Source organism: Pseudomaricurvus albidus (genome assembly GCF_018863235.1).
Classification (GTDB): Bacteria; Pseudomonadota; Gammaproteobacteria; order Pseudomonadales; family Cellvibrionaceae; genus Pseudomaricurvus; species Pseudomaricurvus albidus.
The window spans coordinates 97,713-111,206 of the sequence record NZ_JAHKRS010000008.1 but is presented as its reverse complement, the minus strand read 5'-3'; the positions used below and the strand labels follow the sequence as shown (position 1 = coordinate 111,206).

Annotated in this window: 10 protein-coding genes; 3 read left to right on the top strand and 7 right to left on the bottom strand. The window is 46.1% G+C overall.

Annotated features, from left to right (window positions below):
• Positions 1 to 77: 77 nt before the first annotated feature.
• From KOI40_RS13610 to KOI40_RS13600, 3 genes are all read right to left on the bottom strand, one after another.
• A complete protein-coding gene (locus KOI40_RS13610) occupies positions 78 to 1,610 on the bottom strand; it encodes a TIGR03013 family XrtA/PEP-CTERM system glycosyltransferase (RefSeq protein WP_216098078.1) in 1,533 nt (510 codons plus the stop codon).
• Between the two features lie 375 nt (positions 1,611 to 1,985).
• Entirely contained in the window at positions 1,986 to 3,266 is a 1,281-nt protein-coding gene (locus KOI40_RS13605; protein ID WP_216098077.1) for a cyclic nucleotide-binding domain-containing protein, read from the bottom strand.
• Between the two features lie 172 nt (positions 3,267 to 3,438).
• Positions 3,439 to 4,257, bottom strand: a complete 819-nt coding sequence (locus KOI40_RS13600) for a PEP-CTERM sorting domain-containing protein (protein WP_216098076.1) — start codon at positions 4,255 to 4,257, stop codon at positions 3,439 to 3,441.
• A gap of 565 nt (positions 4,258 to 4,822) precedes the next feature.
• On the opposite strand from KOI40_RS13600, the gene prsT reads away from it, so the two are divergent.
• Positions 4,823 to 7,606: an XrtA/PEP-CTERM system TPR-repeat protein PrsT gene (gene prsT / locus KOI40_RS13595; RefSeq protein ID WP_216098075.1), complete on the top strand. Its 2,784-nt coding sequence runs from the start codon at positions 4,823 to 4,825 to the stop codon at positions 7,604 to 7,606.
• A 38-nt stretch (positions 7,607 to 7,644) separates the two neighbouring features.
• On the opposite strand, the gene KOI40_RS18680 is transcribed toward prsT, so the two are convergent.
• The 3 genes from KOI40_RS18680 to KOI40_RS13580 all read right to left on the bottom strand — a co-directional run bounded on the left by KOI40_RS18680 (position 7,645) and on the right by KOI40_RS13580 (position 11,182).
• Positions 7,645 to 9,660 carry a ThiF family adenylyltransferase gene (locus KOI40_RS18680; RefSeq protein ID WP_216098074.1) on the bottom strand — a complete coding sequence of 672 codons (2,016 nt, stop codon included), beginning with the start codon at positions 9,658 to 9,660 and terminating at the stop codon, positions 7,645 to 7,647.
• 247 nt (positions 9,661 to 9,907) lie between these two features.
• Positions 9,908 to 10,387, bottom strand: coding sequence for a low molecular weight protein-tyrosine-phosphatase (locus KOI40_RS13585; protein ID WP_216098073.1), 480 nt, complete (start codon positions 10,385 to 10,387; stop codon positions 9,908 to 9,910).
• On the bottom strand, positions 10,388 to 11,182 hold the full coding sequence (locus KOI40_RS13580) for a S1 family peptidase (RefSeq protein WP_216098072.1): 795 nt from the start codon (positions 11,180 to 11,182) through the stop codon (positions 10,388 to 10,390). It abuts the gene before it with no gap.
• Positions 11,183 to 11,480: 298 nt separating this feature from the next.
• Here KOI40_RS13580 and dusA point away from each other — a divergent pair, with 298 nt between their 5' ends.
• Positions 11,481 to 12,413, top strand: coding sequence for a tRNA dihydrouridine(20/20a) synthase DusA (dusA, locus tag KOI40_RS13575; RefSeq protein WP_439653241.1), 933 nt, complete (start codon positions 11,481 to 11,483; stop codon positions 12,411 to 12,413).
• Positions 12,414 to 12,465: 52 nt separating this feature from the next.
• Positions 12,466 to 12,921, top strand: coding sequence for a tellurite resistance TerB family protein (locus tag KOI40_RS13570; RefSeq protein ID WP_216098071.1), 456 nt, complete (start codon positions 12,466 to 12,468; stop codon positions 12,919 to 12,921).
• A gap of 28 nt (positions 12,922 to 12,949) precedes the next feature.
• On the opposite strand, the gene KOI40_RS13565 is transcribed toward KOI40_RS13570, so the two are convergent.
• Complete coding sequence (locus KOI40_RS13565; RefSeq protein ID WP_216098070.1) at positions 12,950 to 13,438, bottom strand: STAS domain-containing protein; 489 nt, start codon at positions 13,436 to 13,438, stop codon at positions 12,950 to 12,952.
• Positions 13,439 to 13,494: the final 56 nt, after the last annotated feature.

Sequence of the window (13,494 nt, the reverse complement as noted above, 5' to 3'; positions counted from 1 at the left end):
AGGGGAACCCCCTGAAGAACATCTCAATCATTTAAATGATATTGAAGGCTCCAAGATGTATCGCATGACGATACGTTTTAACGAGAGCCTTTCTTGAACAGAACAATCTCTACGGTTTGAATTAAGATGTAGAGATCCAAAAGAATCCCGTGATTTTTGATGTAGTACAAATCGTACTTCAACTTTTCAATCGCGTCTTTTTCCGAAGCTCCATAGGGATAACACAACTGCGCCCAACCGGTTAATCCTGGAGCCATCCGATGGCGATCCGCATAGAACTCATTGAGTTGACACAATGAGCTGACAAATTCTTTCCGCTCTGGACGAGGTCCCACCAAACTCATGTCTCCGGCCAGTACATTCCATATCTGTGGAATTTCATCAATGCGGTATTTTCTGATGAATCTACCTACACGAGTAATTCTTTGGTCACCGTTCAGAGCCCATTTAGCGACACCATCTGCTTCAGCATCCTGACACATGCTCCTGAATTTATAGATTGTAAATTCAGAACCACCCCGCCCCACGCGTACTTGTGTGTAGAAGACAGGTGCTTTACGGCCACACTCAATCATAATCGCCAAGGCAGTAAGCACCATCACAGGCAAAAACAGAATCCCCAAGACGACGGCAACAACAATATCTACCATACGTTTCAGGAAATACGAGAGGAAATTATTGGTAAAACCACCTGAACGAATCAGCCAACCGCTTTGAATCAAATCCAACTGAATAACCGAAGCTTCACGCTCAAAGAAATCGAGATCATCAGTCACATCTATTCCAGACATCCTACAATCCAGCAAATCATTCACCGGTAATCCCTGGCGGCGATCATCCAGAGCAATCACAACCTCATCGACCTGATGATCCAATGCGTACTCACAGATACTGTTTAATTTCAGCAACTTATCGGGATTAACATAACAGTGCTGGCAACTTTTAGTAGGAAGAAACCCCATCAGCTTGAAACCTCTACGATCGGCTTTTCTCCGTAACTGCTCAATTCGTTTGGCTCGCTTACCAGTACCCAACACTAAAACATTACGTCTAAGCACCTGACCATCTACAAAACGCTCAAATAAGGTCCTGACAATCATCAAAGAAGATGCCAGTACAGACACACCAATTGCTATGTTGATGTAGCTCCAGCTAGCTTCCGCCAACACCTTATTTAAGGTCAACATTGTGACAGCACACAAAACAACGGCAATAAGAATATGAATAAACACATCCAGCAGGCCATTTCTCTGTCGAGCATTATACAGTCCCATAGCCGTCAGAGAGAGAACCACCATCGTTGAAAAAACGGCTCCTTTTACAGACAAGAAAGACACGGCTGGCGCATTATTTAATAAAGAATCCATAGAGGAGTAAATAGCAATCGACAGCAACCATTCGACAACCGCCAACCAGACATACTCGACATGAACAAAATGCCCTGCGATACGCACCTTTCCCCTGAGGGAGCGATGACGAGAAAACTTGTTACTCGCTGGTTTGAAAGTTAGGTGCTGATCTTCAGGATGTGAATTATCTGCCGGAAACACACCGTCATTGTGACGTATATACGGCATTTTTTTTCTGAGTTGCACCTTCGTTTGAGTCATTGTCTCAGGCCCCACACCTTGATAATCCCTTATTCAGAAAGCCATTCATCCCGCTGTAGATTGTTGTTGGGGATCAACGTTCCATGATTTTCGCCATTCAGCACATTCAACTTAAAAAGTTATCTTTGGCAATTTTTGTGACACAGTTAACTATAGTTAAGTCGAGCGTGTTTACAATATCTTTATGACCTTTATAAATTAATATTTTATAAACTTGGACCTCATGAATTTATTACGATTCAGTACCCAATTCTTACCCACCGAAAAAAATCATAAAACAATATTTTTTTATACCTTATAGTTTTTGAGCTGGATTTGTAGAGCCCGACATCAACCCGTTATCATAAGAAATAAAAAATTCGAGCTTAAGATTAATTAAATAGGAGATTCACCGGCAGCTCTCACGGGAAGGGCTCCATCCACCGGGTCTTCATAGAATTTAATAACAGCCTCACCATAATCCAGGATGTTTTCAGATTTCTTAATTTCCAGCAATTTCCTAACTTCATCTTCTCTGACACGTGCGGTTCTGGCGATTTGCTTTGGCCCCACTTTAATGGATCGGTGATGAGGATTCTTGCGACTAGGTGTCGCAGATTTCCACAATTCATTCAAAGCAAATTCAACCCGTCCGGTTTGAGGGGCAAATGCCTGAACCATTGCAAGGTTATCCGTATCTCGAACTCGCTTGGCAAAGTGCTTTAGTAACTGCGCCAAGTGATCTGGCTTTTTTTTCAGCATCTCAAACATTGCGGAACGTTCAATGGATATTACCTCTGTATTTACCAATGCTGATGCTTTTGCCGAACGTCGCTCTCCATCAAAGACGGCCAACTCACCAAAAAGTGCGCCACGAGAAAGATTGGCTAATACCATTTCGTTACCATTAGGGTCTTCCCGAGAAATTGCAATCCACCCCTCGTCAATAGCAAAAGTATGAGTTGCTTCGTCCCCTTGCTCAAACAACACCTCACCCGGTGACAATAAAACCCGTTCAAACTGACCGCAGAAATTGTCCAGCCAAAAATGATCGACAGACTTTTTGATTTCACCAAACGTCCAGGCAAAACCAGTCTCAAAAGGCGCCACCATAGGCACCATATAGTCGTTTACCTCTTCCTTCCACTCACTATCAGCAACGGTTTCAAATCCGAGACGTCCATAAAGAGACAAGGTTTCTTCACTGATCGAACCAATAATGTGAGTCGCATTACGACTGTACATAATACCTGCCACGCTCTTAAAGAGGGAAAATATGACATTACGACGATTGCGCCAGTCTTTATGAACCGCCAGCATGCTGCCGCTTACTAACTTTGGGGGCTTTACTTCAGATTTATCACCAACACATTGCTCCAGTGCAAGCTGATATTTTTTTTCCAAGTCCTCACGGACACCACCGAAATCAAAGTAATGCTCCGCAGGAAGACCAATATCTGAATCCTCATTTACCCGTATAGACGCAATGGGCTCACCATTAGAATAAGCAATGATATTAACGACACCCGGAATGGTGTCGAAGTGATCGACGATTCTTGGATTATAACTGGAAGCTGTTTCAAACTTTCCTCGCTCCTCAACGTAGACGCGATACCTCAAGTTATAAACATCATCCAGTTCTTTTGCAGTACGTGCAATTTTGATCAGTACAGACATACCAAGCAGGCTCTATAGATACCCTCAAAAAGGAAGGAAAAGAAATTTATTATGGTTTCAGTATAGGCGGGATAAACAATACACAAATAATAATATTTAAAATATATGACGAAGAATAGCCCCACAATGTGGAGCTATTCGCTTTGAGCTTTAGGGTTCTTAAACGTCAACTTCAGGCTTCTAAACTTTTGCGTCTTGCAAAGAATCCCATTAACAGCAGACCAAGACCCATCATAGAAACCATGGCAGGTTCAGGGACTGCCCGAATTCCATGCAAACCGAGGTCTACAGCAACTGCGCCTTCAAAGTTGAACACTACGCCTAACAGTTCCAAGTCTGACAAGTCAACTATATCAGCATCACCACCACTACAGATTACATTGACCAATCCGCATTGATTGAACAAGGATATATCGATATAGAAGAGCTGACTGCTTCCAACAACAAGGGGGACTGTGGCTGCAACCAATTGAACAACAGAATTACGACCGCTTCCATCTGCTGCAATCAACTGAAACTTCCAAGCCGCATCATCGCCGGAATCAGAAAGGAAAACATCTACCTCAAATGCGCTAAAGCCGCTAAGGTCAAATCCTCCCAGACCGGTACTGCCCTGGCCATCCCAAATGAGTGTTGCCTCACCTGTTACCTGTGCATCATTACTCATTGCAAATACATTTCTACCCAGCAAGGCAGAATAGCCTACTACGGCCTCTGTTCCCAAACTACCAGGACCGCCACCACCATTGTCGATACAGCCAGTAAGGCAGTTAACTGATAGATCGCGATAACCACCCACGATATCCGGATATGGCCCTGCTTCCAGCGCATCAACAGCCGCGCCACCATCGGTATAATCAGCCGCGAACTGTGCTATTGGAGCTTCCGGGGTTCCACCACTGAACAAGTCAATAGCAATACCACTCGCAGAAGATAACGAACTCGCCGCCAGTAAAACTGGAATAGAGATCGCTTTGAATAAATTTTTCATTTCACTTCTCCCTAAAACTCGTAAAAGCCTCGAAGTCAATTGCAACTTTGAACCCTAATCTATAACACTGTCTTTCGGGTTTAACCGACACAGCATGTTATATACGGGGATTAAAGCCAGGATCGTGCCAGTTTATTTTTATACATTTAAATCAGTTAGTTAGATATTTTCAGTCCCGTAAAATAAAATCCCGACACCCAGCCTGTAAAAATTACTGACACCACACATGGCACCTAAATTCACCCCACCTAATACCTGCTCATCCTCGGACATGAAACAACACATAGACCATCCCCGGATAGTCGATAATGTCATGCAAAAACACCACGGTTATTCTTAAAGATTAAACCGAGCACACTGAAGCCGCCCCTATCCATTAACACAAAAAGAAAAGCATGCCATATAAGGTGCCTCGTTATAGCTGGAAATATCACCAACCTATGCGTATTCTTAAGCCACAAGCACTTTCGGTGACCTTCAAATAATCAAGGGCTCCGATCAGCTTCTTCAGGATCGAAAAAATCGGAGCCCAGAAATGACAGGACGTACAATAAAGATGCGCGTTATGAGTAATAGCTATCCACTTAAAACAACCAACCACTTTCTGGTATTCCTCCTGATTTTAATTTTAGGCGCCACAAGTGGTTGTCTCGGAGGGAAAAATCCGGAAGAACTGTTTAAAGAAGCAAAGGCTTCCATGGAAGCTGGAGACTTAAAAGCTGCAACTGTACAGTTAAAATCCATTCTTCAGGAATATCCTGACCATATACCGTCACGTATACAGTTAGGCCGCCTCTATCAAGAAGCAGGCAACCTGCCAGGCGCCCAAAAAGAACTGGAATATGCGCTGAAAAACAATGGATCCAAGGAGGAAATCATCCCTCCTTTACTCAGTGTATATGTCGACCTTGGTGAACATCAAAAGGCTATCGACCTTCCGCTGGAAGGGTTATCTGACGACAGTCTGGCAGTAGCTTATTCATTTAAAGCACGCGCTTACCGGAGGACCGACGAGCCCGAAAAAGCCACACAAATGATGAAAATGGCAAACCAGCTGTCTTCTGAGGCTCCTGAAGTCAAGACTGCCACAGCTGTTATGACCGCCATGGACAACCCTGCCGAGGCTGAATCCCTGCTTAGGGATGTCGTCGACAACAACCCTGAATATGCACCCGCCTGGAGTCAACTGGCCCACATTTACCGCACCGAAAACAAACTGGACTCAGCTGAAAAAGCCTACGACGAAGCAATCAAGCTTAACCCCACCAATGCAGCTGACTTTATTAGAAGAGCGGGGTTAAGAATTGAAAATCGTGAGTTTGATGCAGCACAGAAAGATCTTGACTCGGCAAAGGAACTGATCTCTGGTTATTATGAAATAGACTTTTTACAGGGTGTCATCCAGATGTCTCAAGGCAAAAACATGGATGCTCAAACCTCATTTCAACAAGCGTATAATAAGCAACCAAAGTTTTTGCCAAACCTTTACTATTTAGCACTAAACAGCTTTATGATTCAGCAGTACGATACTGCCGAAGACATGGCGACGGCCTATTTTGACCAAGCCCCAGAATATTTGCCCGGCAGGCTATTATTGGCCCAGACAAAATTGAAGGGCAATGATTTTGAAGCAGCCCGTTTACTGCTTGAAGATGTCGTTAACGCCCACCCTGAAAACAGCCAACTGCTGGCCTCTTTGGCAGATGCCTACCATGGCCTAAGGATGTATGACAAAGAGTTAAAGTTGCTGTCCAAGCTCAAAATCTTGCTGCCAGACAGCCAATTTATTCAGGTTCGTGAAGTCACGGCATTACTCCAAAATGGAGAGGCTGAAAAAGGCCTCAAGGCTGCGGATGAACTGCTTGTAAAATATCCTGACAACTGGCAGGTCGTTAGACAAGTTGCGACCTATTACTCAACACAGAAATCTTTTGATAAAGCACTGGCTGCAGCAGAGGAATTCAGCAGAAATAACCCTGAGAATACCAACGGTTACAATTTGCTTGGGTTGACTCAACTGCAAATGAAGCAACTCGGTGAAGCCAACAACAGTTTTTTAAAAGCCAGAGAACTATCCCCAGACAACATCAGCGTTTTACACAATCTGGCTTCTCTTTCGCTGGTTTCCGGGGATTCCAGCAAGGCAGAATCCTATTACCAAGAAGCTCTTAAGCTGGATGATGAACATCTTTCGACATTAGTCAAATTGGCACTACTGGAACAAAAAACTGACCCAGAGGCATTTATCAAACATCTGGAAACTGCAATCTCCAGCCACCCTACAGAGCTACAACCACGCTACTTATTGGCACGCCATTACCTAACCCATGGTGAAACCGAAAAAGTGCTGACCACACTGGGAGAACAAAATACACGCACTAAAGAAAGTATCGAAATATCCCTATTGCTGGCCGAATATTACCTTGGCAACAACCAACTACCGGAAGCGCAGGATCATATTAGCCGCGCACTTAAATTGTCGCCTAATAATGTTGATGCAATTTTCCTGAAGTCACAGCTATTGGCCAAACAGGGTAAATCAGAGGCTTCACAGCAAGCTCTCGATCAAGCACTTGAGCTGAATCCCAATCACCTGATCAGTAATTTGGCGAATATTAACAACATGCTCAGAGCCGGTCATTACCAACAGGCAAAAGACGAATCCGAACGCCTGCTGGCTTTGGCACCCGATAACCCAACCCTATTGTTGACCAAGGGTAAAGCCGAAGCAGGATTGGGAGAATCCAGGCAGGCAGAAGCCACTCTCAAGCAGGCATTTGCGAATGCGCCATCAAAGCAGACGCTGTTTCCTTACAGCAGTGCAGTCTATAAGCGTGATCAACAGGAAGGCTATGCAATTCTGGAAGACTGGTTAGAAGAAAACCCCGATGATATTGTCAGCCGCAACTTTTTAGCTGGCGTCTATCTCAATGACAAGATGAACGATAAAGCTGTCAGCCATTACCTGATAGTGTTAGACAAGTCCAATGACAATGCCTTGGCTCTGAACAACATGGCTTGGCTGCTCAGGGAAAAAGACCCCAAACAAGCATTGGAATACGCGGAAAAAGCAACGTCGGTGAATCCAGGCTCGCCCGCCTTACTTGATACACTCGCGGTAGTTTTAATGCATAACAATCAAAACGAGAGAGCTCTCAGAACCATTAATGAAGCCACCAGAAAAATGGATATTAACAATGGAGACCCCAGTTTTTTCTACCACAAAGCCCAAATCCTGAAAGCCCTGGGGAAAAGTCAGGAAAGTCGCACCATCCTCAGTGCACTGCTGGATGCAGACGGCTCATTTAATGAGCGAGAAGAAGCGCAAGCCCTGATTAAAACTCTCTAAACCAACTGCCTCTTGATATCATCAGGGGGCGATCCTATCTACGCCCCCTCTTTCGACTTGATAAGTAAGTCTTCCAAAGGCTTGCGAAGAGAGCGAGCTACGGGGGCAGGACCATATCCCAGACGGCCCATAAAGACTCCGCTGTGCAGATCACAATCACCAAAGAACGTCTTTAACCGCTGCCTGATCTCATCCGCCTGAAGTGCTCCATTTTCATCACTTGTAAATCTCTGGCCAGATTCACTGTACTGAGAGAATATCAAAGGCGTCATTTCTGGCTGAAATTGCAGCCCCAGTCGAGCCGCTTCCAGCCAGAGCCTCTGCACCGCTCGACCAGCGTTCAGATAATCTTCTGTGTTTTCCGGGGTTTTCTTCGCCGTTAAAATAAAGTGAGCTCCACAATACAAGCCAGGCATTAAATCCAGCTGAATGCGTGGCAGCCAGGTGCCTGCCAGATAACGATTCAGAAACTGTACCCGCTTCCAGCTCTTGAGAGCCCATCGCATGAGTTTTAAACCGACTGGATCCATGCCCACGGCCTGATCCGGAATTCGATCCTCACTATATTGAGAGTCCCACTCAATGACTTTACTATGCACATCGTAAGCCTCTTTGATGGTGAGCCTAAGTTTAGCACTGCGAAACAGTAATTTGGCCATATCCCAGCGGCTGTTGCCGTCAACCCAGATCAGGGAGTAATCATCACCGACTATTTGTTCTAACTGGGTTTTAACTCGGTCTGTTATCTGATTTCTCTTTAGCAGTCGACGCTGCACCGAACGGGTTTTAATGTATGGCAATAAGGGAGCTGCTGGTGCAGTTTGTGTTTTCGTCAGATTGACATCGATCAGTGTTTTACTCTCGTCTGACTGCTCAATCAGTTGCCAGTCGACTAAAAAACTCTGCTTATTTGCCGCAATTTCCAACGTTTGCAGCAATGCCCCCTGGGCTATCTGGCTGGCACGCCCACGAAGATCATAGACACACCAATCTCTTGTATCATAACCATGAATACGAACTGAGGTATCACTCAGTAACTCAAAATCCCATACTTGTGTATTGTCACCACTGGGTGCCCAACGAGCCCACTCAAGAACCTGCTCTATATCAGACGCTGTTTTTTTCATATCAGGAGCAACATCTCCAGCTTTAGCCTCTCGTTGCTGCTCTCTCTGACTCATCAGACTTTTACGGGCAATTTTCAACATCAGCTTTTGTACGGGGTTACTGTTGCCCCACGGCCGCCAAGTTGTTTTGAACTGATTTTTATAGGCATCAAAATGAAGCCCCCAGGGCGCTGCCTTGACTTTTCCACGGTTCAATAAAAGTTTCAGTGTGTTGGTAGCTGCAACACCTGCACACATTTCACAGGCCATCGGTGTTGAGGGTCCCTTCTGATTTTCCAGATCTACCCGGCTTTGATCAGCCAGGTACCCCAACTGTAACATTGCAGGTGACAACCCCACCAAAAACCTCAGACTTTTTTCATCCGCGTCGCAATTCTCCATACGGAAGTATTGCTCAAAACTCATCTGCCCTGGCTGAAATGCCAAGAACGCAACCCCCATTCCCAAAGGGGCTGCCGTCAATGCCGGAATCCCTTTATCGTAGCAGGCCTGAAAAACGGCACGCCGCAAATCCAGCACAAAAAAATCCAGACCATCAATATAGACATCCACATCACTCAGAAACTCATCTATGTTGTCCAACGTAACACCGTCAGAAAACTTGGTGATCTCGAGTTCGGGATTGATTCCAAGCGCCATTTCTGCCATGACATCAATCTTGGGCCGCCCAATATTTTGGAGGTAAGCTCCCGCCTGACGATTGAAGTTTCCCTGTTCAAAGGTGTCGAAATCCGAGATATTGAACTTGCCAATACCCAATCGGGTCAGCGTCAATAAATGCACACCGCCGACCCCCCCTACTCCGGCAATAGCAATCTTTTTAGAACGCAGTACTTCCAGCTCATCCTCAGTAATCCATCCCAAAGTTCTGGAAAAGGCTTCGTGGTAGTCAAACGTGTCAGTGGTATTGGTTTTATGGTTATCCATAAGCTTCAAACTCAATATGTTCCCGGACTGTATTCTTCTTCAGAAAATATCCAGCCATTCCAGATTAGAGGGCTAATGTACAACTTCCATTTTGTAATAACCTAATCCTAGCAGTTTTTTTATCTTTGTAACTATTACAGATAAGAGGCCCGCGACTTGTCAGGCAAGATTTAATATTGGTCAGGCTTTATAAGTAAATTTTCTAAGGTTCTGAAAACGGTTGACAATACCCTATACCCAGAACACATCAGGAATGTTGATGCAGACGACTGGAAATATTCTCCAGCAAAGCATCAACGGCTGACTCCAACATTTCATAAACATGATCAAAACCCGCTGCACTTCCATAATACGGATCAGGAACCTCCAACTCAGAGGTATTGCAAAAACTCAACAGTAACCGGGTCCGATCAAAAACTTCCGGATGGCTCTCTTTCACATAGTTGAGTTGCTCGCGATCCATCACCAGAATGTAGTCACTTTTCAAATCTTTTGCTTTTAAGCGCCGTGACTTTTGACGGGAAATATCAATTCCGTGCCTTAGAGACACCTTCTGTGCTCTTTTGTCCGGTCGACGACTTATTAGTGACGCCTGAGTTCCGGCAGAATCAACCTTAATAACCTTTTCCAGCTTCAGGGATTTGATTTTCTCTTTGAGGATGCCCTCCGCCATGGGGGAACGGCACACATTGGCATGGCAGACAAACAGTACGGCAATCTTAGGCATTTACGGATTTTCACTGATGAGTTTATTGGCATAACGGATAGGGATGGCGTAGGTGATACCAGAGGGTTTTTGCAAGACGTTTTCTTTGGTTTCTTTGACAAATACGCTGTTAATTACCCCAAGAACGGAGCCATTATTAACATCGTATAAAGGACTGCCGCTGTTTCCTGGATAGGCAACAGCGTCCAGTTGATAAACTTCGAAAGGATGACGCAAGCGTTTAATATGTTCCGGTGTCAGGCTGGCAGAGGAATGCGCTGGAATGACCAATGGAGTAATCGCCGAAACGGTAGCTCGATGAGTCACTGGATAAAGCCCCAGCACCATGCCAATAGGAAACCCCGTAAAGGCCAGATCGCTCCCTTCGCGAATATACGCATCTTTGGCTAGCGTAAGCGGTTGCAAGCCTCGGCCTTCCAGCTCCAGCAGTGCCAAATCATGAACCGCATCGACGGCCTTTATGCGCGCTGGCGTAGACTTTGCGCCGGATCCGCGGCCCGCAAAAACCGAGAGGACTTCACCATTTTTTGTGTCCAGATTGTCAGGCAGCACATGCAGGTTGGTAATCACGTGCTGACCATTCCCCACAACAAACCCGGTTCCCATAAATTTGATCGGAATTCCTTTTGCCTTGACCGCTTTCACGGGTCTAACTGTACCAATGGCAACGATGCTGCTTCGAACTTTATCAATGGTTGCCGGCAAGGGATTGGCCAAACACCACGTCGCACTCAGCAGCCCAGCCACAAGCAACCAACTTGCCATTAATTTTGCAACTACGGAGTGTCTCAGCATCGCTCCTTCCTTGAATATCCGGGTTTGGTCACACCTGCTTCCGCAGCTTACTGCTCCGAACCTCTTACTTTATGACTGTTCTTGGCAAGTGTAGTCATATAAACCAACATCCGAAAGCGTGGTCGCAGCAATATTCAGCTCAAAACATTGTCGAGGATTGAAGAGGATAATTCACGCCTATCCTTCAAAACGCTATAATGGTTTTTCATTCTTCATTACAGCTCTTGTGGTATTCCGTTTGAACAACACCGTCTCGCCCCACCCTTCCATCAATCGCCGTTTCACCGTAGCCCCCATGATGGAATGGTCTGATCGCCACTGCAGATACCTTTGGCGGCTGATTTCGCGCCATGCGGTGTTGTACACCGAAATGGTCACCACAGGTGCGCTTCTGCACGCCGATCCGGAACGTTTTTTACGATATAACCCCAGTGAGCACCCTCTGGCGCTGCAGCTGGGTGGCAGTAACCCCGCTGATCTGGCCACCTGCAGCAAGATGGCCGAGGACTGGGGCTACGATGAAGTCAACCTCAACTGCGGCTGCCCCAGCGACCGCGTACAAAACGGGATGATCGGAGCCATATTGATGGCCCATCCGGAAAAGGTCGCAGACTGTATCAAAGCGATGCAGGACGCAGTGAGCATTGATGTCACGGTGAAACACCGTATCGGCATTGACGATATGGAAGATTACCCCGGTATGGCGCATTTTGTGGAAACAATTGCCAAAACCGGATGCAAGACGTTTATCGTTCACGCCCGCAAGGCCTGGCTCCAGGGTTTGAGCCCCAAGGAAAACCGCGAGGTTCCCCCCCTGCGCTATGACATGGTGCACCAGTTAAAAAGGGAATTTCCTGAGCTGGAAATTGTCATTAATGGTGGATTACACACGCTGGAGCAGTGTGAAGAACAGGTAACCGGGCTGGATGGGGTCATGGTGGGGCGTGAAGCGTACAGCAACCCCTATCTGCTGGCGGAAGTCGATAAGCGCTTCTATCATGATGAGCACCCGATTCCCTCACGCCAGGAGATCGCCTCACAATTTGTCGCCTACTGTCAGGAACAAATGAACGAAGGACAATTGTTAAAATACATGACACGCCATGTGCTGGGGCTGTTTCAGGGATTACCCGGTGCCCGGCGCTTCCGCCGCCATATCAGTGAGAATGCTCACAAACAGGATGCCAGTATTGCGGTGCTGGAAGACGCCATATCACTGGTTAACTTTTAACCAGACAAGATCTTCACAGTATTAACTCACCTTTATCAACTGGGCTGTATTTATGCTTGCCGGACTCAAAACGTTTTTTTCAGAAATTCTTGAAACCGACACCGAGGTTATAGATACCATGGATGCCAGACAGCTGGCAGCTGCGGCCCTGATGATCGACGTGGCCACTATTGACGATAATTTTGACGAAAACGAGACCCAAGCTCTGATCAGTGAATTGCGCCGGCAATTTGATCTCAATAATGACACCTTGCACAAGCTTATTGAGCAAGCCAGAAAAGAGAGCAAGGATTCCACCTCACTGTATCAGTTCACTCGTTGCATCAACGACGAGTTCAGTCCCGAAGAGAAGTGCCACCTGTTGCTGGGCATGTGGCGTATCGCTTTTGCCGATGGGGATTTGGATAAATACGAAGAACACATAATTCGCCGCGTCAGCGATCTGATTTATGTGTCCCACTCAGACTTTATCCGCACTAAGAAAGCGGCCATGGAGATGGATCAATAAAATAGCAGGCCGCCGGGTAGGCTTGGCCTCAGGTGGAGGAATCTTCGAGAGTCTTTACAAGGTCTTGAAAAACCTCACGATTTTGGTCGTTGAGGTCCATCAGGATTCTGTGGGCCTCAAGGACTTTCTGCTTGGCCGTACCCTCGTCCATCTCACTGACCTCGAGACACTGACTGACTTTCAACTTATCAGGCAGTTCTGTCATGATCTCAAAAATTTCGGCAAAACCCATGGTATCCAACAAGCGATTGATGCCCGGCGAGGTAGAAATAATCACAGGACGCAGCTGCTTACGCTGCTCAGCCAGGATGGATATCTTTGCCATCAATCCCAGAGTAGTGCTGTCGATGGCTTCAGCCTGGGTGAGATCAAAAATAATCGACGCGAAATCGTCCGCCTCAAACATGGCACTGATAAACTGGTCAAACGACATGCACAACGTCAGTCTGACATCGCCAACCATCTTGATAACATAGACACCGGCGTGGTCAGCGACCCATATCTTACCTTGCTGCATACTTGTTACCTATTGATGCCTGAACATCTTTGGCTTCAAACATATAAACTCTATTC

Bases quoted from the DNA above. Each gene is read 5' to 3' on its own strand.
- KOI40_RS13610 (WP_216098078.1), bottom strand. From the start codon at position 1,610: ATGACTCAAACGAAGGTGCAACTCAGAAAAAAAATGCCGTATATACGT.
- KOI40_RS13605 (WP_216098077.1), bottom strand. From the start codon at position 3,266: ATGTCTGTACTGATCAAAATTGCACGTACTGCAAAAGAACTGGATGAT.
- KOI40_RS13600 (WP_216098076.1), bottom strand. From the start codon at position 4,257: ATGAAAAATTTATTCAAAGCGATCTCTATTCCAGTTTTACTGGCGGCG.
- prsT (WP_216098075.1), top strand. From the start codon at position 4,823: ATGAGTAATAGCTATCCACTTAAAACAACCAACCACTTTCTGGTATTC.
- KOI40_RS18680 (WP_216098074.1), bottom strand. From the start codon at position 9,660: ATGGATAACCATAAAACCAATACCACTGACACGTTTGACTACCACGAA.
- KOI40_RS13585 (WP_216098073.1), bottom strand. From the start codon at position 10,387: ATGCCTAAGATTGCCGTACTGTTTGTCTGCCATGCCAATGTGTGCCGT.
- KOI40_RS13580 (WP_216098072.1), bottom strand. From the start codon at position 11,182: ATGCTGAGACACTCCGTAGTTGCAAAATTAATGGCAAGTTGGTTGCTT.
- dusA (WP_439653241.1), top strand. From the start codon at position 11,481: ATGGAATGGTCTGATCGCCACTGCAGATACCTTTGGCGGCTGATTTCG.
- KOI40_RS13570 (WP_216098071.1), top strand. From the start codon at position 12,466: ATGCTTGCCGGACTCAAAACGTTTTTTTCAGAAATTCTTGAAACCGAC.
- KOI40_RS13565 (WP_216098070.1), bottom strand. From the start codon at position 13,438: ATGCAGCAAGGTAAGATATGGGTCGCTGACCACGCCGGTGTCTATGTT.